Genomic DNA, 20,443 nt, shown 5'->3' with positions numbered 1-20,443 from the left:
GAGTGTCGTTGATCGCTTCTGACCACTTCCGCATCGTTGTCGGCCTCGGCAAGAGCGGCATGTCCCTGGTTCGCTTCCTGGCGAACCGGGGCGTGGCGTTTGCCGTGGCCGATACGCGGGAGAATCCGCCGGAGCTGGAGACCCTGCGTCGTGACTACCCGCACGTTGAAGTGCGTTGTGGCGAGCTGGACGTCGAGTTCCTGTGCCGCGCCGACGAGCTGTACGTGAGCCCGGGCCTGGCCCTGGCGACTCCGGCGTTGCAGGCGGCTGCGGCCCGTGGCGTGAAGCTGTCCGGTGACATCGAGCTGTTCGCGCGTAACGCGAAGGCGCCGATCATCGCCATCAGCGGCTCCAACGCGAAAAGCACCGTGACCACGCTGGTCGGCGAAATGGCCGCAGCGGCGGGCAAGCGCGTGGCGGTCGGCGGCAACCTGGGCACGCCTGCCCTGGACCTGCTCAGCGACGACGTCGAGCTGTACGTGATGGAGCTGTCGAGCTTCCAGCTGGAAACCACCGACCAGTTGGGCGCTGAAGTCGCTACCGTGCTCAACGTCAGCGAAGACCACATGGACCGCTACAGTGGCCTGCCTGCGTATCACCTGGCCAAGCACCGGATTTTCCGCGGTGCCCGTCAGGTGGTGGTCAATCGCCAGGACGCGCTCTCCCGGCCGTTGATCGGCGAAGGCGTGCCGTGCTGGACCTTTGGTCTGAACAAACCCGACATCGCAGGCTTCGGTCTGCGGGAAGAGAACGGCGAAAAATACCTGGCCTTCCAGTTCGAACACCTGATGCCGGTGAGCGAGCTGAAAATCCGTGGCGCGCACAACCAGGCCAACGCCCTGGCTGCTCTGGCGCTGGGCCACGCTGCCGGTCTGCCATTCGAACCGATGCTGCAGGCGCTGCGCAGCTTCGCCGGCCTGGTACACCGTTGCCAGTGGGTGCGCGAGCGTGCAGGCGTCAGCTACTACGACGACTCCAAGGCCACCAATGTCGGCGCTGCACTGGCCGCCATCGAAGGCCTGGGTGCGGACATCAGCGGCAAGCTGGTGCTCATCGCCGGTGGCGACGGCAAGGGTGCGGATTTCTCCGCCCTCAAGGCGCCGGTCGCCGCTCATTGCCGCGCCGTCGTCCTGCTGGGCCGCGACGCTGAACTGCTCGCCGCGACCTTCGGCGATTCGGTGCCCCTGATACGCGTCAAGACATTGGAAGAAGCTGTGCAACGTGCTGCCGAAGTGGCTCAGCAAGGGGACGCCGTGCTGCTGTCTCCGGCCTGTGCAAGCCTGGACATGTTCAAGAATTTCGAAGAACGCGGACGTCTGTTCGCCCAGGCAGTGGGGGGCTTGTCATGATCTTTGGCGTGCTCAAGCCTTACCCGTCGCCGATCATCAGCGGCCGTGGCGTTGACGTCGACTTCCCGATGCTCGCCGGTTGCCTGGCCTTGCTGGGCCTGGGCCTGGTGATGATCACTTCCGCATCCTCGGAAGTCGCCGCGGTCCAGTCCGGCAACGCGCTGTACATGATGACCCGCCACCTGATCTACCTGGTGCTGGGCCTGGGTGCCTGCGTCGCCACCATGATGGTGCCGGTCGCGACCTGGCAACGCCTGGGCTGGCTGATGCTGCTGGGTGCCTTCGGCCTGCTGATCCTGGTGATCGTGCCCGGTATCGGGCGTGAGGTGAACGGTTCGATGCGCTGGATCGGCTTCGGCATGTTCAACGTGCAGCCCTCGGAAATTGCCAAGGTGTTCGTGGTGATCTTCCTGGCTGGCTACCTGATTCGTCGCCAGACCGAAGTGCGCGAGAGCTGGATGGGCTTCTTCAAGCCGTTCATCGTGCTGCTGCCCATGGCCGGCCTGCTGCTGATGGAACCTGACTTCGGTGCCACCGTCGTGATGATGGGCGCTGCCGCTGCGATGCTGTTCCTGGGCGGCGTCGGCCTGTTCCGCTTCACCCTGATGGTGGCGCTGGCGGTCGCGGCGGTGTTCGTGCTGGTTCAAGCCCAGCCTTACCGGATGGCGCGCCTGATTACCTTTACCGACCCCTGGTCCGATCAGTTCGGTTCCGGCTACCAGTTGACCCAGGCGCTGATCGCCTTCGGTCGTGGCGAGTGGTTCGGCGTTGGCCTGGGCAACAGCGTGCAGAAGCAGTTCTACCTGCCTGAAGCGCACACCGACTTCGTGTTCTCGGTACTGGCCGAAGAGCTGGGCGTGGTCGGGTCGCTGGTGACCGTTGCGCTGTTCATGTTCGTGAGTATCCGTGCGATGTACATCGGCATGTGGGCCGAGCGCGCCAAGCAGTTCTTCGCCGCGTACACCGCTTATGGCCTGGCGTTCCTGTGGATCGGCCAGTTCCTGATCAACATCGGGGTGAACGTCGGCCTGCTGCCGACCAAGGGTCTGACCCTGCCATTCCTCAGCTACGGCGGCAGCTCGCTGATTATCTGCTGCGCAAGCCTGGGCCTGCTGCTGCGTATCGAATGGGAATCGCGCAACAACATGGGCAGTGAAGAAGCCGAGTTCAACGAGAGCGATTTCGCCGAGGAGCCGAACCATGGCCGTCGGTAATGTATTGATCATGGCGGGCGGCACCGGCGGACACGTGTTCCCGGCACTGGCCTGCGCCCGGGAATTCCAGGCACGCGGCTACACCGTGCACTGGCTGGGCACGCCTCGCGGCATTGAAAACGAACTGGTGCCCGGCGCCGGTCTGCAGTTGCACCTGATCAACGTCACCGGCCTGCGCGGCAAGGGGCGTCTGTCCTTGCTCAAGGCGCCGTTCATGTTGTTCAAGGCCTTGTTGCAGGCGCGCAAGGTCGTGCGTGAATTGAAGCCGGTCTGCGTGGTCGGATTCGGCGGCTACGTGACAGGCCCTGGCGGTCTGGCAGCGAAGCTTTCCGGCGTGCCGTTGATCATCCATGAGCAGAACGCCGTGGCCGGCACCGCCAACCGCAGCCTGGCGTCGTTCGCCGCTCGTGTGTGCGAGGCGTTCCCGCAGACTTTCGCGGCTTCGGCCAAGCGTCGCACCACCGGCAATCCGGTGCGTGCCGAGCTGTTCTTCGAGACGCCGCGTCAGGCGCTGGAAGGGCGCAAGCCACGGCTGCTGATTCTGGGCGGAAGCCTGGGCGCCGAGCCTCTGAACAAGCTGCTGCCCGAAGCCCTTGCGCTGGTGCCGGCAGAGTTGCGGCCTGAGGTGTTCCATCAGGCGGGCAAGAAACACGATGAAGTCACTGCCGAGCGCTACCGCGCCGCCGGTGTCGAGGCGCAGGTCGCCCCCTTCATCAAGGACATGGCCCAGGCCTATGGCTGGGCGGATCTGGTGGTCTGTCGCGCAGGCGCGCTGACCATCAGTGAACTGGCAGCCGCTGGACTGCCGTCGTTGCTGGTGCCGCTGCCCCACGCAATCGATGACCACCAGTCGCGCAATGCCGAATATCTGGCCCGTGAAGGCGCAGCCTTCGTGATGCCGCAAAGGACAACTGGCGCTGCCGATATGGCGGCTCGCCTGAAAGAGGTTTTGATGCAACCCGAACAATTGAAACGCATGGCTACCACGGCCCGCCAACTGGCCAAGCCGGATGCCACCAACACCGTCGTCGATGTCTGCCTGGAGGTGGTCCATGGTTGAGAATCAACGCGCGATGCCACAACCGGAAATGCGTCGTATCCGTCGTATCCACTTCGTCGGGATCGGCGGCGTGGGCATGTGCGGCATTGCAGAGGTGTTGCTGAACCTGGGTTATGACGTCTCCGGTTCCGACCTCAAGGCGTCCCCGGTGACCGAGCGTCTGGAATCCTTCGGTGCGCACATCTACATCGGCCACCGTGCCGAGAACTCCGCTGCCGCCGACGTACTGGTCGTCTCCAGCGCCGTCAACACCTCCAACCCGGAAGTGGCGACCGCTCTTGAGCGCCGTATTCCGGTGGTGCCGCGCGCCGAGATGCTGGCCGAGCTGATGCGCTATCGCCACGGCATCGCCGTCGCCGGTACCCATGGCAAGACCACCACCACCAGCCTGATCGCCTCGGTGTTCGCCGCCGGTGGCCTGGACCCGACCTTCGTGATCGGCGGCCGCCTGAACGCAGCGGGCACCAATGCCCAGCTCGGCACCAGCCGTTACCTGATCGCCGAAGCGGACGAAAGCGACGCCAGCTTCCTGCACCTTCAGCCGCTGGTCGCCGTGGTCACCAACATCGACGCCGATCACATGGCGACCTACGAAGGCGACTTCAACAAGCTGAAGAAGACCTTCGTCGAGTTCCTGCACAACCTGCCGTTCTACGGCCTGGCCGTGGTCTGCACCGACGATCCGGTGGTGCGCGACATCCTGCCGTCCGTGAAGCGCCCGGTCATGACCTACGGCTTCAACGAGAACGCCGACGTGCGTGCCATCAACGTGCACCAGGAAGGCATGCGTACCCACTTCACCGTGCTGCGCCGCGACCGCGAGCCGCTGGACGTGTCGGTGAACATGCCCGGCAACCACAACGTGCTCAACTCGCTGGCGACCATCGCCATCGCGACCGACGAAGGCATCACCGACGAAGCTATCGTCCAGGGCCTGTCGGGCTTCCAGGGCGTGGGTCGGCGGTTCCAGGTGTACGGCGAGCTGCCGGTCGAAGGCGGCAACGTGATGCTGGTGGACGACTACGGTCATCACCCGCGCGAAGTGGCTGCGGTCATCAACGCCGTGCGCGGCGGCTGGCCGGATCGCCGGCTGGTCATGGTCTACCAGCCGCACCGCTACAGCCGTACCCGCGATCTGTACGACGACTTCGTGCAGGTGCTCAACGACGCCAACGTCCTGCTGCTGATGGAAGTCTACCCGGCGGGCGAAGAGCCGATTCCGGGCGCGGACAGCCGCCAACTGGCCCACAGCATTCGTCAGCGCGGCCAACTGGACCCGATCTACATCGAGCGTGGCGTTGAACTCGCGCCGCTGGTCAAGCCGCTGCTGCGCGCAGGCGACATCCTGCTGTGCCAGGGCGCGGGCGACATCGGCGGTCTTGCTCCGCAATTGCTCAAGAGCCCGTTGTTCACGGGTGCCATCGTGGCCTCAACCGAAGGTAAGCTGAAATGACAGCCGCCGCGCCAGTCTCCCTGCTCTCGACCCTGGAGCCGAAAAGCTTCGGTCGCGTGGCCGTGCTCTTCGGTGGCAAGAGCGCGGAGCGGGAGGTTTCCCTGAAATCCGGCAATGCAGTGCTCAAGGCGCTGCAGAGCGGGGGCGTGGATGCGTTCGGCATCGACGTGGGCGACGATTTCCTGCAGCGGCTGGTCAGCGAAAAGATCGACCGCGCGTTCATCGTGTTGCACGGCCGTGGTGGCGAAGACGGCACCATGCAGGGCCTGCTCGAATGCCTCGGGATCCCGTACACCGGCAGCGGCGTGCTGGCTTCGGCGCTGGCGATGGACAAGCTGCGCACCAAGCAGGTGTGGCAGAGCCTGGGCCTGCCGACCCCGCGTCACGCGGTGCCTGGCTGCGAATCGGATTGTATTTTGGCGGCGACGGAACTGGGCTTTCCTTTGATCGTCAAACCCGCACATGAAGGCTCTAGTATCGGTATGGCCAAGGTGACCTGCGTCGACGAATTGATCGCCGCATGGAATGCCGCCAGTACCTATGATTCGCAAGTGTTGGTCGAACAATGGATTCAAGGTCCGGAGTTCACCGTCGCCTCGCTGCGTGGGCAGGTATTGCCTCCGATCGGCCTGGGCACTCCCCACACCTTTTACGACTACGACGCCAAGTACCTGGCTTCCGATACCCAGTACCGGATCCCGTGTGGCCTCGACGCAAACAAGGAACAGGAACTCAAGGCGCTGACCGCACGTGCCTGCGAAGCCGTGGGCATTGCCGGCTGGGCGCGTACCGACGTGATGCAGGACGCCGACGGCAAGTTCTGGCTGCTGGAAGTCAACACCGTGCCGGGGATGACCGACCACAGCCTGGTGCCGATGGCTGCCAAGGCGGCGGGGCTCGATTTCAACCAGTTGGTGTTGGCGATTCTGGCCGACAGTGTCCAGGTGCGGGGGTAGATCATGCACGGCGCGACGCTTCGTCATCAGCAACCCGTTTCCGGCGGCCGCAAGCCGGTGCCGCGTGGTGCCAGCCGCATGGTGGCCAAGGAGCCATTATCAGCGCGCATGCCACGGCCCAGCTTCGGTTTCCTGCGCACCCTGATGTGGCCGGTGCTGCTGGTGGTGCTCGGCTTTGGCACCTACGAGGCGGCCCAGCGCCTGCTGCCGTACGCCGACCGGCCGATCTCGCGGATCAACGTTCAGGGCGACCTGAGCTACATCAGCCAGCAGGCCGTGCAGCAGCGTATCGCTCCGTATGTGGCCACCAGTTTCTTCAACATCGACCTGGCCGGCATGCGTACCGAGCTTGAGCAGATGCCGTGGATCGCCCACGCCGAGGTCCGCCGCGTCTGGCCGGACCAGGTGGTGATCCGCCTGGAAGAACAGTTGCCGGTTGCGCGCTGGGGCGATGAAGCCCTGCTGAACAACCAGGGTCAGGCATTCACCCCGCGTGAGCTGGCCAACTACGAACACCTTCCGCAGTTGTTCGGGCCCGTGCGGGCTCAACAGCAGGTGATGCAGCAGTATCAGGTCCTGAGTCAGATGTTGCGCCCGCTGGGCTTCTCCATCGCTCGCCTGGAACTGCGCGAGCGAGGCAGCTGGTTCCTGACCACCGGCGCAGGCAACGCAGGCCCGGGCCTTGAGTTGCTGCTGGGTCGCGACCACCTGGTGGAGAAGATGCGCCGCTTTATCGCCATCTACGAAAAAACGCTTAAAGAACAGATCACGAACATTGCGCGAGTAGACCTGCGTTACAACAACGGCCTGGCCGTTGGCTGGCGTGAGCAGGCACCAGCGCCAACGACGGACAAACCCGCCGTCGCGAAGAATTGATAAGAGGCAGGACCCATGGCAAACGTGCAAAGCGGCAAAATGATCGTCGGATTGGATATCGGCACCTCCAAGGTGGTGGCGCTGGTAGGCGAAGTCGCGGCTGATGGCACGCTGGAAATCGTCGGTATCGGCACCCATCCATCGCGCGGCCTGAAGAAGGGCGTGGTGGTGAACATCGAATCGACGGTGCAATCGATTCAGCGCGCCGTCGAAGAAGCGCAGCTGATGGCTGGCTGCCGTATTCACTCGGCGTTCGTCGGTGTCGCGGGCAACCACATTCGCAGCTTGAACTCCCACGGCATCGTGGCGATTCGTGACCGCGAAGTGAGCTCGGCAGACCTGGAGCGCGTCCTGGACGCTGCTCAGGCGGTGGCGATTCCGGCTGACCAGCGCGTGCTGCACACCCTGCCGCAGGATTACGTGATCGATAACCAGGAAGGCGTGCGCGAGCCACTGGGCATGTCCGGCGTGCGTCTGGAAGCCAAGGTCCACGTGGTGACCTGCGCCGTCAACGCTGCGCAGAACATCGAGAAGTGCGTGCGCCGCTGCGGCCTGGAAGTTGACGACATCATCCTGGAACAGCTGGCTTCGGCCTACTCGGTACTGACCGACGACGAGAAGGAACTGGGCGTTTGCCTGGTGGACATCGGCGGCGGCACCACCGACATCGCGATCTTCACCGAAGGCGCGATCCGTCACACCGCGGTGATCCCGATTGCCGGCGATCAAGTGACCAACGACATCGCGATGGCCCTGCGTACTCCAACCCAGTACGCCGAGGAGATCAAGATTCGTTACGCCTGTGCACTGGCCAAGCTGGCCGGCGCCGGGGAAACCATCAAGGTTCCAAGCGTGGGCGACCGTCCACCTCGTGAACTGTCCCGTCAGGCACTCGCCGAAGTGGTCGAGCCACGCTATGACGAACTGTTCACCCTGATTCAGGCCGAGCTGCGTCGCAGCGGCTACGAAGACCTGATCCCGGCCGGCATCGTGCTGACCGGCGGTACCTCGAAAATGGAAGGCGCAGTTGAACTGGCCGAGGAAATCTTCCACATGCCGGTTCGCCTGGGCGTTCCGCACAGCATCAAGGGTCTGGCGGACGTCGTTCGCAACCCGATCTACTCCACCGGTGTTGGCCTGTTGCTGTACGGACTGCAAAAGCAGTCGGACGGCATCACGCTGTCGGGCTTGTCCGGCCCCGGTAGCAGTTATAGCGATGAACCTAAGGCGCCCGTGCTTGAACGCCTCAAGCGCTGGGTGCAGGGGAATTTCTAAGTTTCAAAAGTGGTAGGCGGCAGTAGGCGATAAAAAACTAGAGAAGTGAAGGAGAGGGAACATGTTCGAGCTCGTAGACAACATCCCACAAAGCCCGGTAATCAAGGTTATCGGTGTCGGTGGCGGCGGCGGCAACGCGGTCAATCACATGGTCAAGAGCAACATCGAAGGCGTTGAGTTCATCTGCGCCAACACCGATGCTCAAGCACTGAAAAACATTGGCGCACGTACCATTCTGCAACTGGGTACCGGTGTGACCAAGGGCCTGGGTGCAGGTGCCAACCCTGAAGTAGGTCGTCAGGCCGCACTGGAAGATCGTGAGCGCATTGCGGAAGTTCTGCAGGGCACCAACATGGTCTTCATCACCACCGGCATGGGTGGCGGTACCGGTACCGGTGCTGCGCCGATCATCGCCGAAGTGGCCAAGGAAATGGGCATCCTGACCGTTGCGGTCGTGACCCGTCCGTTCCCGTTCGAAGGCCGCAAGCGCATGCAGATCGCCGATGAAGGCATCCGCGCGCTGTCCGAAAGCGTCGACTCGTTGATCACCATCCCCAACGAGAAGCTGCTGACCATCCTGGGCAAGGACGCAAGCCTGCTGTCCGCATTCGCCAAGGCAGACGATGTACTGGCCGGTGCCGTTCGCGGTATCTCCGACATCATCAAGCGTCCAGGCATGATCAACGTCGACTTCGCCGACGTACGCACCGTGATGTCCGAAATGGGCATGGCGATGATGGGCACTGGCGCTGCCAGCGGTCCGAACCGTGCACGTGAAGCCACCGAAGCTGCGATCCGCAACCCGCTGCTCGAAGACGTGAACCTGCAGGGTGCCCGCGGCATTCTGGTCAACATCACTGCCGGCCCTGACCTGTCCCTGGGTGAGTACTCCGACGTGGGTAGCATCATCGAAGCGTTCGCCTCCGAGCACGCCATGGTCAAGGTCGGTACCGTTATCGATCCGGACATGCGCGACGAGCTGCACGTGACTGTGGTTGCCACAGGCCTGGGTGCAAAAATCGAGAAGCCTGTGAAGGTCATCGACAACACCATGCAGACCGCTCAAGCCGCACCGGTTCAGCAACAGGCCGTCCGTCAGGAACAGCCTTCGGTGAACTACCGCGACCTGGACCGTCCTACCGTGATGCGCAATCAGGCTCACGCAGGCGCCACTGCTGCGGCAAAAATGAATCCGCAAGACGATCTGGACTACCTGGACATTCCAGCATTCCTGCGTCGTCAGGCTGATTGATGAGTTCTATCAGGGGTATAAGGGTGATTGGTGTTCAGCAAAGGCCAGGTCTGCTATCATCGCCAGCCTTTGTTGATACTAATTCGCGATATGCGCTGAAGCGGCCAATGCCATGATTAAACAACGCACCCTGAAGAATATTATTCGTGCCACAGGCATCGGCCTGCACTCTGGGGAAAAGGTCTACCTGACCCTCAAGCCTGCACCTGTGAACGCTGGCATTGTGTTTTTCCGTACCGACCTCGAGCCGGTCGTCCAGATCAACGCGCACGCGTTGAACGTCGGCGACACCACGCTCTCCACAACACTGTTCAACGGTGACGTGAAGGTCGATACGGTTGAACACTTGCTGTCGGCCATGGCCGGTCTTGGCATCGATAACGCCTACGTTGAACTCTCTGCCTCCGAAGTTCCAATCATGGACGGCAGCGCAGGTCCCTTCGTATTCCTGATTCAGTCAGCTGGCCTGGAAGAGCAGGACGCACCGAAGAAATTCATACGCATTCTGAAAGAAGTTTGCGTAGAAGAAGACGGCAAATACGCCAAGTTCGTGCCGTTCGAAGGTTTCAAGGTGAGCTTCGAAATAGATTTCGACCACCCGTACCTCAAGAACCGCACGCAAACTGCAAGCGTCGACTTCTCCAGCACTTCGTTCGTAAAAGAAGTGAGCCGTGCGCGTACATTCGGTTTCATGAAAGACATCGAATACCTGCGCAAGCACAACCTTGCACTGGGCGGCAGCGTTGAAAACGCGATCGTCGTGGACAAGGACGGCGTGTTGAATGAAGACGGTCTTCGTTATGAAGACGAATTCGTCAAACACAAGATTCTGGATGCCATCGGTGACCTGTATCTGTTGGGCAACAGCCTGATTGGCGAGTACCAGGGCTTCAAGTCGGGACACGGCCTGAACAACCGTCTGCTGCGTGCATTGATTGCACAGGAAGACGCGTGGGAAGTCGTGACCTTCGAAGATGCCAGTACCGCACCGATCTCCTACATGCGCCCTGTTGCGGCGGTGTAAAAAGTCTCTTCTTCTCTGCTTGAATATTCAAGGTCACCTTCGGGTGGCCTTTTTTATTGGCTCGCTTTTGCACCGCGCCTCAGACTGTTCTGATGGTTCCCACGCTCCGCGTGGCGGGTGACCCTGATATTGGGGACATATCCATTGTCGTGGTGACCGGGCTTTAGGGTTTCGCCCCTTACGGGCGACCTACTTTCCTTACGGGGAAAGTAGGCAAAGCCATTGCGACAGGCTGGAGTCCTTCGGACTTCCCTCGCTCCGGCGCCGTTCCGGGGGCACGCCGTCCCGTCCATCTGAGCGCCGTCCATGGCCCGCACGGCTTTCGCGGCATCCATGCCGCTCATCCCCCTACACGACACCTGCGCTCGGCCTGGCGCCTTAACGTCGCGTTCGGTGTCGTCTGCACCATCGCGTACCAAGATCAAAATCAAAAGCTTTGGTTGTACACCGTCCCGTAGCAGCACGGCTTGCCGGCGGGGGCGGCCTTGAGATCGCCCCCGCCGGCAAGCCGTGCTGCTACGGGTCGGTGCTCGCATCTGTAGGAGCGCGCTTGCCCGCGATGGCGTCCTCGAGATCGCCCCCGCCGGCAAGCCGTGCTGCTACGGGTCGGTGGTGTGCTTTTGATCTTGGTGCGCGATGGTACAGGCGCTACAGATCGCGACGTCAAGGCGCCAGGCCGAGCGTAGGCGTCGTGTAGGGGGATGAGCGGCAGGAAGCCGCTAGCCGTGCTGGCCATGGACGGCGCTCAGATGGACGGGACGGCGTGCCCCCGGAACGGCGCCGGAGTCGAGGGAAGTCCGACGAAGGAGGACCCCAGCCTGTCGCAAATGGTTTGCCTACTTTCCCGAAAGAAAGTAGGTCGCCCGTAAGGGGCGAAACCCTAGGCCCAAACCACCGCGAAAACGGATATACACCCGACTTCAAAGTCACCCAAAGACGCGGAGCGTCAAACAACCCGTTACCACGCGGAGCGTGGGAACGATCAGCAATCCTTGGGCCTGCCATGCGCCGCCAGCCGCTCCAGCGCCGCGCGCAGCTTGGGGTCGCTGATCCCCTCGGCTGTCTCATTGAGCGTCTCGGCGGCCGCGCTCGAAAGATCCCGCGAATGACCCACCGCCGCTCCATGAATCGTCGGCGGTTGTACCTTGAACAGCAATCGGGTCAAGTTGGCAAACTCCTTGAACTCCACCAACTGACGCTGCAGCCGCCGCTGCTGATAACGCAAACGGGTCGCCCAATGCCCGTCCGTCACCACCAGCAACAAAGTTCCTTCCCGCCACGACGCCACATGACAATGCGCCCGGGCAGCCGGTTGCAACTGCGTTTCGAGCAGGCGCTGCAAGTGTGCCAGGCGCTGGGCGTGGTTGAAGATCGCCCGCAAGGGCTTGGCCTCACGCAGAAGAGCCGCCGGTGCGCGAGCCTGTAAAGGACGAAATGCCATATCAGATGCCTGTTCTTGCAAGCCCGCGATCTTAACAGAAAGCGCCGGGCAGCCCTGTAAGCGTTGGATCAAGCGGCCTTGCAGCGGTTACAGTATGAAAAAACATTAATCAAACTTCTGCCCCGTACGGGTTGAAGTCCCGAGAAATGCCCCTATTGTACTTCTGCCCCGTAACATTGCTGTGCCAGCATCGTGGAATAACGCCACTTTCCTCACCACCATTTCCGGGTAGAATGCTCGTTCGCATGCGGCCATGAGGGCTGCACGGGCGACTCACGGGGCCGCCCTCCATCTCTATGTGTGGAAGATCCTGTCGATATGTTTGCACCTTTGTTGAAAAAACTTTTCGGAAGCAAGAACGAGCGCGAAGTGAAGCGCATGCTCAAGACGGTTCAATTCGTCAACAGCTTCGAAGAGCAAATGGTGGCCCTTTCGGACGAGCAACTGCGCGCCAAGACCGAAGAATTCAAGGCCCGCATCGCCAAAGGTGAGACCCTCGATAAGCTCCTGCCTGAAGCCTTTGCGGTATGCCGTGAAGCGGGCAAGCGCATCATGGGGATGCGTCACTTCGACGTTCAGCTGATCGGTGGCATGACGCTGCACGAAGGCATGATCGCCGAAATGCGCACCGGTGAAGGTAAAACCCTGGTGGCGACACTGGCGGTGTACCTCAACGCGCTGTCCGGCAAGGGCGTGCACGTTGTCACCGTGAACGATTACCTGGCTCGTCGCGACGCCAACTGGATGCGCCCGCTGTACGAATTCCTCGGTCTGACCGTAGGCGTCGTCACGCCATTCCAGCCGCCTGAAGAAAAGCGCGCTGCGTACGCCTCCGACATCACCTACGGCACCAACAACGAATTCGGTTTCGATTACCTGCGCGACAACATGGCGTTCAGCATGGAAGAAAAATTCCAGCGCGAACTCAATTTTGCCGTGATCGACGAAGTGGACTCCATCCTCATCGACGAAGCGCGTACGCCGCTGATCATCTCCGGCCAGGCCGAAGACAGCTCCAAGCTCTACACCGAAATCAACAAGCTGATCCCTAAACTCGAGCAGCACATCGAGGAAGTGGAAGGCGTCGTGACCAAGCAGGGCCACTTCACCATCGACGAGAAATCCCGTCAGGTGGAGCTCAACGAGTCCGGTCACCAGTTCATCGAAGAAATGCTCACCGAAGTCGGCCTGCTGGCTGAAGGCGAGAGCCTGTACTCGGCGCACAATCTGGGCCTGCTGACCCACGTCTACGCCGGCCTGCGTGCGCACAAGCTGTTCAACCGCAACGTCGAGTACATCGTCCAGGACGGCCAGATCCTGCTGGTCGACGAACACACCGGCCGTACCATGCCGGGTCGTCGCCTGTCCGAAGGCCTGCACCAGGCCATCGAGGCCAAGGAGCACCTGAACATTCAGGCCGAGAGCCAGACCCTGGCTTCGACCACCTTCCAGAACTACTTCCGTCTGTACAACAAGCTGTCCGGCATGACCGGTACCGCAGACACCGAAGCGTTCGAATTCCACCAGATCTACGCGCTGGCCGTGATGGTCATCCCGCCGAACAAGCCGTTGGCGCGCAAGGACTTCAACGACCTGGTGTACCTGACCGCCGAAGAGAAATACCTGGCGATCATCACCGACATCAAGGCGTGCCTGGCCGAACAGCGTCCGGTGCTGGTGGGTACCGCGACCATCGAAACTTCCGAGCACATGTCCAACCTGCTCAAGAAGGAAGGCATCGATCACAAGGTCCTGAACGCCAAGTTCCACGAGAAGGAAGCCGAAATCATCGCGCAGGCCGGCCGTCCTGGCGCCCTGACCATCGCCACCAACATGGCCGGTCGCGGTACCGACATCCTGCTGGGCGGCAACTGGGAAGTGGAAGTCGCAAGCCTCGAAGACCCGACCCCGGAGCAAATCGCACAGATCAAGTCCGCCTGGCAGAAACGCCATCAGCAAGTGATCGAGGCCGGTGGCCTGCACGTGATTGCGTCCGAGCGTCATGAATCGCGTCGTATCGACAACCAGCTGCGCGGTCGCGCCGGTCGTCAGGGCGACACCGGTTCGAGCCGTTTCTACCTGTCGCTGGAAGACAGCCTGATGCGCATCTTCGCCTCTGACCGGGTGAAGAACTTCATGAAGGCGCTGGGCATGCAGTCCGGCGAGGCCATCGAGCACCGCATGGTGACCAACGCCATCGAAAAGGCCCAGCGCAAGGTCGAAGGCCGCAACTTCGACATCCGCAAGCAACTGCTGGAGTTCGACGACGTTTCCAACGAACAGCGTAAAGTGATCTACCACATGCGTAACAGCCTGCTGGCTGCGACGAACATTGGTGACACCATTGCCGAGTTCCGCGAAGAAGTGCTCGACGCCACCATCAGCGCGCACATTCCGCCTCAGTCGCTGCCAGAGCAGTGGGACGTGGCCGGTCTGGAAGCTGCACTGAACAGCGATTTCAGCGTCAAGCTGCCGGTTCAGCAGTGGCTGGACGAAGACGACCACCTGCACGAAGAAACCCTGCGTCCGAAACTGCTGGAAGCCATCCTGTCGGCTTACAACGAGAAGGAAGACCAGGCCAGCGCCGAAGCCCTGCGCACCTTCGAGAAGCAGATCCTGCTGCGCGTCCTGGACGACCTGTGGAAAGACCACCTGTCGACCATGGACCACCTGCGTCACGGTATCCACCTGCGCGGCTACGCTCAGAAGAACCCGAAACAGGAATACAAGCGCGAGTCCTTCACCCTGTTCCAGGAACTGCTGGATTCGATCAAGCGCGACACCATCCGCGTGCTGTCGCACGTTCAGGTTCGCCGCGAAGATCCTGCCGAAGAAGAAGCGCGCCTGCGTCGCGAAGCCGAGGAACTGGCCCAGCGCATGCAGTTCCAGCACGCCGAAGCACCGGGTCTGGATCAGCCGCTCGCACTGGCCGAGGAGGGCGATGACGTCGCCGTCGCCGCTGCCGCCCTGTCGCCGGTTCGCAACGACCAGAAACTGGGTCGCAACGAGCTGTGCTGGTGTGGCTCCGGTAAAAAATTCAAGCACTGCCACGGTCAGATTAATTAAGTAACGGCCTGGCTGTAGCTTTGACGTAACACCACGCCGCGACCGGCCCAGCCGTCGCGGCGTTTTTCAATCATTCGAGCCGTCGTGGTACTGCCCGGCGGCCTGGTTAGTTTAAGGAGCGCATTTCATGGCTGTTGGTCTTGGTCCTCTGCCGACTCTGCACCCGGTTCCCGGTTTTGAACTTGGTATTGCCTCTGCCGGCATCAAGCGCCCTGGGCGCAAGGATGTGGTGGTCATGCGCTGCGCCGAAGGTTCCAGCGTCGCTGGCGTGTTCACCCTGAACGCGTTTTGCGCAGCACCGGTGATCCTGTCCAAACAGCGCGTGGGCGGCACCGTTCGCTACCTGCTGACCAACACCGGCAACGCTAACGCAGGCACCGGCGAGCCAGGCCTGGCTGCTGCCGAGCGCACCACCGCGAAACTGGCCGAACTGACCGGCGTCGACGCCAGCGCGATCCTGCCGTTCTCCACCGGCGTGATCGGCGAGCCGCTGCCTGTGGAAAAGATCGAAGGCGCATTGCAAGCCGCGCTGGACGACCTGTCTGTGGATAACTGGGGGGCCGCGGCCACCGGCATCATGACCACCGACACCCTGCCAAAAGGCGCCAGCCGCCAGTTCCAGATCGATGGCGTGACCGTCACCGTGACCGGCATCAGCAAGGGCGCGGGCATGATTCGTCCGAACATGGCCACCATGCTCGGCTACATCGCCACCGACGCCAAGGTGTCCCAGAGCGTGCTGCAGGACCTGATCCGCGACGGCGCGAACAAGTCGTTCAACCGCATCACCATCGACGGCGATACCTCGACCAACGATTGCTGCATGCTGATCGCCACCGGCCAGGCCAACCTGCCGGAAGTCACCGAAGCCCGCGGCCCGTTGTTCGACGCGCTGAAAAAAGCCGTGTTCGACGTCTGCATGGAAGTCGCCCAGGCCATCGTGCGTGACGGCGAAGGCGCGACCAAATTCGTGACGGTCGAAGTCAACGGTGGCGGCAATCATCAAGAGTGCCTGGACGTCGGCTACACCGTCGCTCATTCGCCGCTGATCAAGACCGCTTTGTTCGCCTCCGACCCGAACTGGGGCCGCATCCTGGCCGCCGTGGGCCGCGCCGGCGTGCCTGACCTGGACGTGAGCAAGATCGACGTGTTCCTGAGCGGCGTGTGCATCGCCAGCAAGGGCGCCCGCGCCACGACCTACACCGAGGCTCAGGGCTCGGCGGTCATGGCCGAGGAAGAAATCACCATCCGCATCGAACTGGGCCGTGGTGATTGCAGCGAAACGATTTGGACCACCGACCTGTCCCACGAGTACGTGAAGATCAACGCGGAATACCGCACCTGATTCTTTGCGCCAAGGAGTCTGGGGTCATGTGGGATGTTCCTGCCTGACGCCGTCTCTTGTGGGAGTGAGCTTGCTCACGAAGGGGCCAGTGCATAAGCCACATCTTCAGGGTTTGGACTGCCGTCTTCGTGAGCAAGCTCACTCCCACAGTAATGAGTCTGTGCTCCGAGAGTAGGTGCAACCCGCAATATCTGTTTTTGAAGGAAAGCTGAACGTGAAACGCATCCATGTAGCCGCCGCGGTCATTCGTGGCACCGACGGCAAGATTCTGATTGCCAGGCGCGCTGACAAGCAGCACCAGGGCGGCTTGTGGGAGTTTCCCGGGGGCAAGGTCGAGCCCGACGAAACCGTCGAGGCGGCGTTGTCCCGTGAGTTGAAAGAAGAACTGGGCATCGTGGTCGCCAAGGCGCGGCCATTGATCAAGATCAAACACGACTACCCCGACAAGCAGGTGTTGCTGGATGTCTGGGAAGTCTCGTCTTTTACCGGCGAGCCCCATGGCGCCGAGGGCCAGCCGCTGGCCTGGGTGTCGAACCGGGAACTGGCCAGCTATGAATTCCCCGCCGCCAATCAACCGATCGTCGCGGCAGCCCGTTTGCCGGGCGAGTACCTGATTACCCCGGATGCCCTGGAAACGCCGCAACTGCTGCAAGGCATGCAACAGGCGATTGCCGGCGGAATCAAGCTGATCCAGCTGCGCGCACCGAACGGCTACGACCCCAAGTACCGCGATGTCGCGGTGGATGCGGTCGGACTGTGCGCAGGCAAGGCGCAACTGATGCTCAAGGGACCTCTGGAGTGGCTTGGGGACTTTCCGGCCGCAGGCTGGCACCTGACCAGCGAGCAACTGCGCAAATACGCCAGCAAGGGCCGTCCGTTCCCGGAAGAGCGCTGGCTGGCGGCCTCGTGCCACAACGCCGAAGAGCTGTCGCTGGCCGAGGAGATGGGCGTGGATTTCGTCACCCTGTCGCCGGTTCAACCCACCCAGACCCATCCCGATGCGCAGCCACTGGGCTGGGAGCAAGCGCGGGCGTTGATCGAAGGCTTCAGCAAGCCGGTCTACCTGCTGGGCGGCGTGGGCCCGGCAGAGCGCCAGCAGGCGTGGGAGCATGGCGCGCAGGGCGTGGCGGGGATCCGGGCGTTCTGGCCGCAGATCTGACGGTCACCTGTAGGAGCGCGCTTGCCCGCGACGGCGGTGGGTCAGATACCAAGATGTATCAGACGGATCGCAATCGCGGGCAAGCGCGCTCCTACAATGAGCCAGGTTTTTTCGCGGGCTGCCACAGAATCTCCGGCACTCCTTCTCTGCGCGCAATGATCCGAGCCGCGACGAACAGCAGGTCCGACAGCCGATTGATATAAGCCAGCCCAACCCCGGCCAGCGGCTCGACAGCGTTCAAATGCTGGCAGCGTCGCTCGGCACTGCGGGCCAGGCTGCGGCAGACGTGGGCCTGGGCGATCAGGGTCGAGCCGCCGGGCAGGATGAAGTTTTCCAGCGGTCCCACCTCGTCGTTCCATTTGTCGATGGCGGCTTCCAGCCGTTCGACTTCCTCGCCGTTCAGCGCCTGGTACTCCGGCATCGCCAGCTCACCACCCAGGTCGAATAGCCGATGCTGACAGGGCGCCAGCACATCAATGACTTCCTGAAACGTCGGCATGGCATGGGCCAGCCCTTCAAGCCCCGCCAACAGCAAACCGAGCTGGCTGTTCAGCGCATCGACTTCGCCGATGGCCTCGATCCGTGGATGATCCTTCGGCAGGCGGCGGCCATCGCCCAGGCCGGTCTCGCCCTGGTCGCCGGTGCGTGTGTAAATTTTCGACAAGCGAAATCCCATGAGCTTACTCCCGGTCGTTCTGACCAATGATCTGTGGTGCCGGCACGTTCATCGGGTTGCCCGCCAGCGGCAGGCGCAACGTGAAACAGGTGCCCTGGCCAAGGGTGGAGTGCACCTCCATCTGACCCTTGTGATTGTTGGTGATGATGAAATATGAGACCGACAGCCCCAGCCCCGTGCCCTGGCCGACTTCCTTGGTGGTGAAGAAGGGTTCGAAGATGCGCTTGCGCACGCTTTCGGGCATGCCCACGCCGTTGTCTTCGACCTGGATTTCCGCCCACGGCGGGTTCAGCCGGGTGCGCAGGATGATGCGGCCGGGCTCGGCGTCGTGTTCGCGCTGGTGAATCGCCTGCGCGGCGTTCTTCAGCAGGTTGAGCAGCACTTGCTCCAGTTCGTTGGCCGTGCCTGGCACCGGGCCCAGTTGCGGGTCGAACTGGCGCAGAATGTTCTGGCCCTTGAAGTCGAAACCGATGGTCAGGTCGAAGTCATTGCTGGCGATTTCCACGGCCTGGTCGATCAGCCCCGGAAGGTCGCATGGCGCCATCTGCCGGTTGCTGCGCCGGCTGAAGCTGAGCATGTGGCTGACGATCTTCGCCGCCCGGGCGCCGGCGTGTTGAATGCCATCCAGCAACTGCGGCACCTCCCGCGCGCTGAGGTACTGGTTCACCGCGCCCAGCTCGATGCCTTCCTGCTCGGCCTGCTCCAGGTTCTTCGGCAGCTCCGGGGACAGGCGCCGGCGGATGTTCTGCACGTTGTGCATGATCGCGCCCAGCGGGTTGTTGATCTCGTGGGCCATGCCCGCCGCCAGACCGCCCACGGAAAGCATTTTCTCGGACTGCACCATCATGTCTTCCAGTGACAGGCGCTGGGTAATGTCGTCGATGCGGATCACCACCCCGCGCCCCGCACCGCCGGTCAGCGGGTAGAAGGTCAGGGCGAAGTGGCGGGTCAGGTCGCCCTTGACCCAGGTGACGCGCTCGATCTTGGTCACGGTGTGGCGTTCGACGGTCTGCTTGATCTGCGGCAGAAACGACTTCATCGGCGGGAAGGCGAGGAAGATCGGCTGGTTGAGGGCCTCGTCCAGCGGCGTGCCGGAGAGCGCGCCCGCTTCCTGGTTCCACTGGGTGACGTAGAGCTGTTCATCCAGGGCGATCAGTGCCGAGGGCATCGAGTCGATGATGCTGTTGAGGTAGTTCTGGAAGCCTGTGAGCTTTTTCTCGATCTTGCTGCGCACCTGCACTTCCAGCTCCAGCTTGCGGTTGGTGTGGCGGGTTTCTTCGGCCAGCCCCTGGGCCTGATCGTAGGCTTCCTGGGACTCGTCGCGGGCGCGCTTGAGCTGCTGCTCCCGCGCTTCCATGCGCGACAGCATGGTGTTGAACGCCTCGGCCAGCGAGCCGATTTCATCGCGGTTGCCGATGCCAGCCCGCAGCGCGTAGTTCTCCTCGCGGGTCACCCGACGCGACAGCTGCTCCAGTTGATAGATCGGCTCGGTGATGAAGCGGCGGATCTGCCGCGCGACCCCGGCCCATAGCAACACGCTGAAAATCAGGATGCCGAGGCTTGCGGTCAGGGTCCCGGTGTAGAAGGCCGTCGGCAGTTCGCTGCTGGCCACCAGCAGCAGATGACCCGGCGCGTGGCCCAGCTTGGGCACCGGGATCACCTGGGTGTTGCGAAACTCGGTGATGCGCCAGCTTTCCAGATTGCGGTAGTGCTCGGGCAGGTGAAGTTTGTCGCCCTGTTGCACCTGGGCAAGGCGGTCGCCGGTGCTGTCGTAGAGCGCAGCGGCGCGCAGGGGGCCGTAGTTTTTCAGCTCCTTGAGCAGTGCCTGGGCGTTGGCCGAGGACGACAGCGCTTCATCGGACAGCCCGGGGTTGCTGATCAGCCGGCCGATGGTCTGCAGGGCCTGAGGCGCCATGGCTTCCTGGGAGATGTAATAGGCGGCGCTGATAAAGGTCAGGTTGGCGACCAGCAGGACGGTGGTCAGCAGAACCAGCAGGGCCGCCAGTAGTTTCTGGCCGACCGGCAGGTTTTCGAGGCGCTGGCGCAATGGCATGGGGCAGGGTCACTGGCAGATGAGGAACAGGCAGGTTAGCGCTGTTCGGCGCCTGCGCAAACCCGTCGTGCAAAACCATAAACAGATGCGCCCCTAATCCGTAGCAGCCGGGCTTGCCCGCGGGAACGATCTTGAGGCCGCCCCCGCCGGCAAGCCGTGCTGCTACGAGATTTGTGGTGAACGCAAATGCCGGTACACATGAACCCGTAGCAGCCGGGCTTGCCCGCGGGAGCGATCTCGAGGC

15 protein-coding genes are annotated in these 20,443 nt (G+C 62.4%); 12 read left to right on the top strand and 3 right to left on the bottom strand.

Annotation, left to right across the window (positions count from 1 at the left end):
* Positions 1-2: 2 nt before the first annotated feature.
* The 9 genes from murD to lpxC all read left to right on the top strand — a co-directional run bounded on the left by murD (position 3) and on the right by lpxC (position 10,459).
* A complete protein-coding gene (gene murD, locus ACIPOO_RS04790) occupies positions 3-1,349 on the top strand; it encodes a UDP-N-acetylmuramoyl-L-alanine--D-glutamate ligase (protein WP_400604787.1) in 1,347 nt (448 codons plus the stop codon).
* Positions 1,349-2,563, top strand: coding sequence for a putative lipid II flippase FtsW (ftsW, locus tag ACIPOO_RS04785; protein ID WP_274136215.1), 1,215 nt, complete (start codon positions 1,349-1,351; stop codon positions 2,561-2,563). The genes murD and ftsW overlap by 1 nt, the downstream gene beginning before the upstream one ends.
* A complete protein-coding gene (gene murG, locus ACIPOO_RS04780) occupies positions 2,550-3,623 on the top strand; it encodes an undecaprenyldiphospho-muramoylpentapeptide beta-N-acetylglucosaminyltransferase (protein ID WP_274136179.1) in 1,074 nt (357 codons plus the stop codon). Before ftsW ends, murG begins: the two co-directional genes overlap by 14 nt.
* Positions 3,616-5,076: a UDP-N-acetylmuramate--L-alanine ligase gene (murC, locus tag ACIPOO_RS04775; protein WP_400604785.1), complete on the top strand. Its 1,461-nt coding sequence runs from the start codon at positions 3,616-3,618 to the stop codon at positions 5,074-5,076. Before murG ends, murC begins: the two co-directional genes overlap by 8 nt.
* Complete coding sequence (locus tag ACIPOO_RS04770; RefSeq protein WP_400604783.1) at positions 5,073-6,032, top strand: D-alanine--D-alanine ligase; 960 nt, start codon at positions 5,073-5,075, stop codon at positions 6,030-6,032. Before murC ends, ACIPOO_RS04770 begins: the two co-directional genes overlap by 4 nt.
* 3 nt (positions 6,033-6,035) lie before the next feature.
* Positions 6,036-6,908: a cell division protein FtsQ/DivIB gene (locus tag ACIPOO_RS04765; protein WP_274136174.1), complete on the top strand. Its 873-nt coding sequence runs from the start codon at positions 6,036-6,038 to the stop codon at positions 6,906-6,908.
* Between the two features lie 15 nt (positions 6,909-6,923).
* Positions 6,924-8,183, top strand: coding sequence for a cell division protein FtsA (gene ftsA, locus ACIPOO_RS04760; protein ID WP_274136172.1), 1,260 nt, complete (start codon positions 6,924-6,926; stop codon positions 8,181-8,183).
* Between the two features lie 61 nt (positions 8,184-8,244).
* The gene (gene ftsZ / locus ACIPOO_RS04755; protein WP_062384185.1) at positions 8,245-9,435 is read left to right on the top strand and encodes a cell division protein FtsZ; all 1,191 of its coding nucleotides are present in this window, start codon (positions 8,245-8,247) and stop codon (positions 9,433-9,435) included.
* 112 nt (positions 9,436-9,547) lie between these two features.
* Positions 9,548-10,459, top strand: coding sequence for a UDP-3-O-acyl-N-acetylglucosamine deacetylase (gene lpxC / locus ACIPOO_RS04750; RefSeq protein ID WP_108236924.1), 912 nt, complete (start codon positions 9,548-9,550; stop codon positions 10,457-10,459).
* A 982-nt stretch (positions 10,460-11,441) separates the two neighbouring features.
* Here the strand turns inward: lpxC and ACIPOO_RS04745 are convergent.
* Positions 11,442-11,900, bottom strand: coding sequence for a DciA family protein (locus ACIPOO_RS04745; RefSeq protein ID WP_400605192.1), 459 nt, complete (start codon positions 11,898-11,900; stop codon positions 11,442-11,444).
* 318 nt (positions 11,901-12,218) lie between these two features.
* Between ACIPOO_RS04745 and secA the strand changes: the two genes are divergently transcribed.
* From secA to ACIPOO_RS04730, 3 genes are all read left to right on the top strand, one after another.
* Positions 12,219-14,966 (top strand): preprotein translocase subunit SecA, encoded by a 2,748-nt coding sequence (gene secA / locus ACIPOO_RS04740; RefSeq protein WP_274136841.1) that lies wholly within the window; start codon positions 12,219-12,221, stop codon positions 14,964-14,966.
* Between the two features lie 127 nt (positions 14,967-15,093).
* Positions 15,094-16,311, top strand: a complete 1,218-nt coding sequence (gene argJ, locus ACIPOO_RS04735) for a bifunctional glutamate N-acetyltransferase/amino-acid acetyltransferase ArgJ (RefSeq protein WP_400604779.1) — start codon at positions 15,094-15,096, stop codon at positions 16,309-16,311.
* Between the two features lie 214 nt (positions 16,312-16,525).
* On the top strand, positions 16,526-17,470 hold the full coding sequence (locus ACIPOO_RS04730) for a Nudix family hydrolase (RefSeq protein ID WP_400604777.1): 945 nt from the start codon (positions 16,526-16,528) through the stop codon (positions 17,468-17,470).
* 91 nt (positions 17,471-17,561) lie between these two features.
* Here ACIPOO_RS04730 and ACIPOO_RS04725 read toward each other — a convergent pair whose 3' ends face one another.
* Both ACIPOO_RS04725 and ACIPOO_RS04720 read right to left on the bottom strand, forming a co-directional pair.
* Positions 17,562-18,146: a cob(I)yrinic acid a,c-diamide adenosyltransferase gene (locus ACIPOO_RS04725; RefSeq protein WP_400604775.1), complete on the bottom strand. Its 585-nt coding sequence runs from the start codon at positions 18,144-18,146 to the stop codon at positions 17,562-17,564.
* 4 nt (positions 18,147-18,150) lie between these two features.
* A complete protein-coding gene (locus tag ACIPOO_RS04720) occupies positions 18,151-20,199 on the bottom strand; it encodes an ATP-binding protein (protein ID WP_400604773.1) in 2,049 nt (682 codons plus the stop codon).
* Positions 20,200-20,443 lie beyond the last annotated feature (244 nt).

This window comes from Pseudomonas sp. NPDC090201, from assembly GCF_044746825.1.
GTDB lineage: Bacteria > Pseudomonadota > Gammaproteobacteria > Pseudomonadales > Pseudomonadaceae > Aquipseudomonas > Aquipseudomonas putida_AD.
This window is presented reverse-complemented; position numbering and strand designations above follow the sequence as displayed.

What these genes read in the sequence shown, in the direction of transcription:
- argJ (WP_400604779.1), top strand. Translation starts at nt 15,094, where the DNA reads ATGGCTGTTGGTCTTGGTCCTCTGCCGACTCTGCACCCGGTTCCCGGT.
- murC (WP_400604785.1), top strand. Translation starts at nt 3,616, where the DNA reads ATGGTTGAGAATCAACGCGCGATGCCACAACCGGAAATGCGTCGTATC.
- ACIPOO_RS04720 (WP_400604773.1), bottom strand. Translation starts at nt 20,199, where the DNA reads ATGCCATTGCGCCAGCGCCTCGAAAACCTGCCGGTCGGCCAGAAACTA.
- ACIPOO_RS04770 (WP_400604783.1), top strand. Translation starts at nt 5,073, where the DNA reads ATGACAGCCGCCGCGCCAGTCTCCCTGCTCTCGACCCTGGAGCCGAAA.
- ACIPOO_RS04765 (WP_274136174.1), top strand. Translation starts at nt 6,036, where the DNA reads ATGCACGGCGCGACGCTTCGTCATCAGCAACCCGTTTCCGGCGGCCGC.
- lpxC (WP_108236924.1), top strand. Translation starts at nt 9,548, where the DNA reads ATGATTAAACAACGCACCCTGAAGAATATTATTCGTGCCACAGGCATC.
- secA (WP_274136841.1), top strand. Translation starts at nt 12,219, where the DNA reads ATGTTTGCACCTTTGTTGAAAAAACTTTTCGGAAGCAAGAACGAGCGC.
- ftsA (WP_274136172.1), top strand. Translation starts at nt 6,924, where the DNA reads ATGGCAAACGTGCAAAGCGGCAAAATGATCGTCGGATTGGATATCGGC.
- ACIPOO_RS04745 (WP_400605192.1), bottom strand. Translation starts at nt 11,900, where the DNA reads ATGGCATTTCGTCCTTTACAGGCTCGCGCACCGGCGGCTCTTCTGCGT.
- ACIPOO_RS04725 (WP_400604775.1), bottom strand. Translation starts at nt 18,146, where the DNA reads ATGGGATTTCGCTTGTCGAAAATTTACACACGCACCGGCGACCAGGGC.
- ftsZ (WP_062384185.1), top strand. Translation starts at nt 8,245, where the DNA reads ATGTTCGAGCTCGTAGACAACATCCCACAAAGCCCGGTAATCAAGGTT.
- murG (WP_274136179.1), top strand. Translation starts at nt 2,550, where the DNA reads ATGGCCGTCGGTAATGTATTGATCATGGCGGGCGGCACCGGCGGACAC.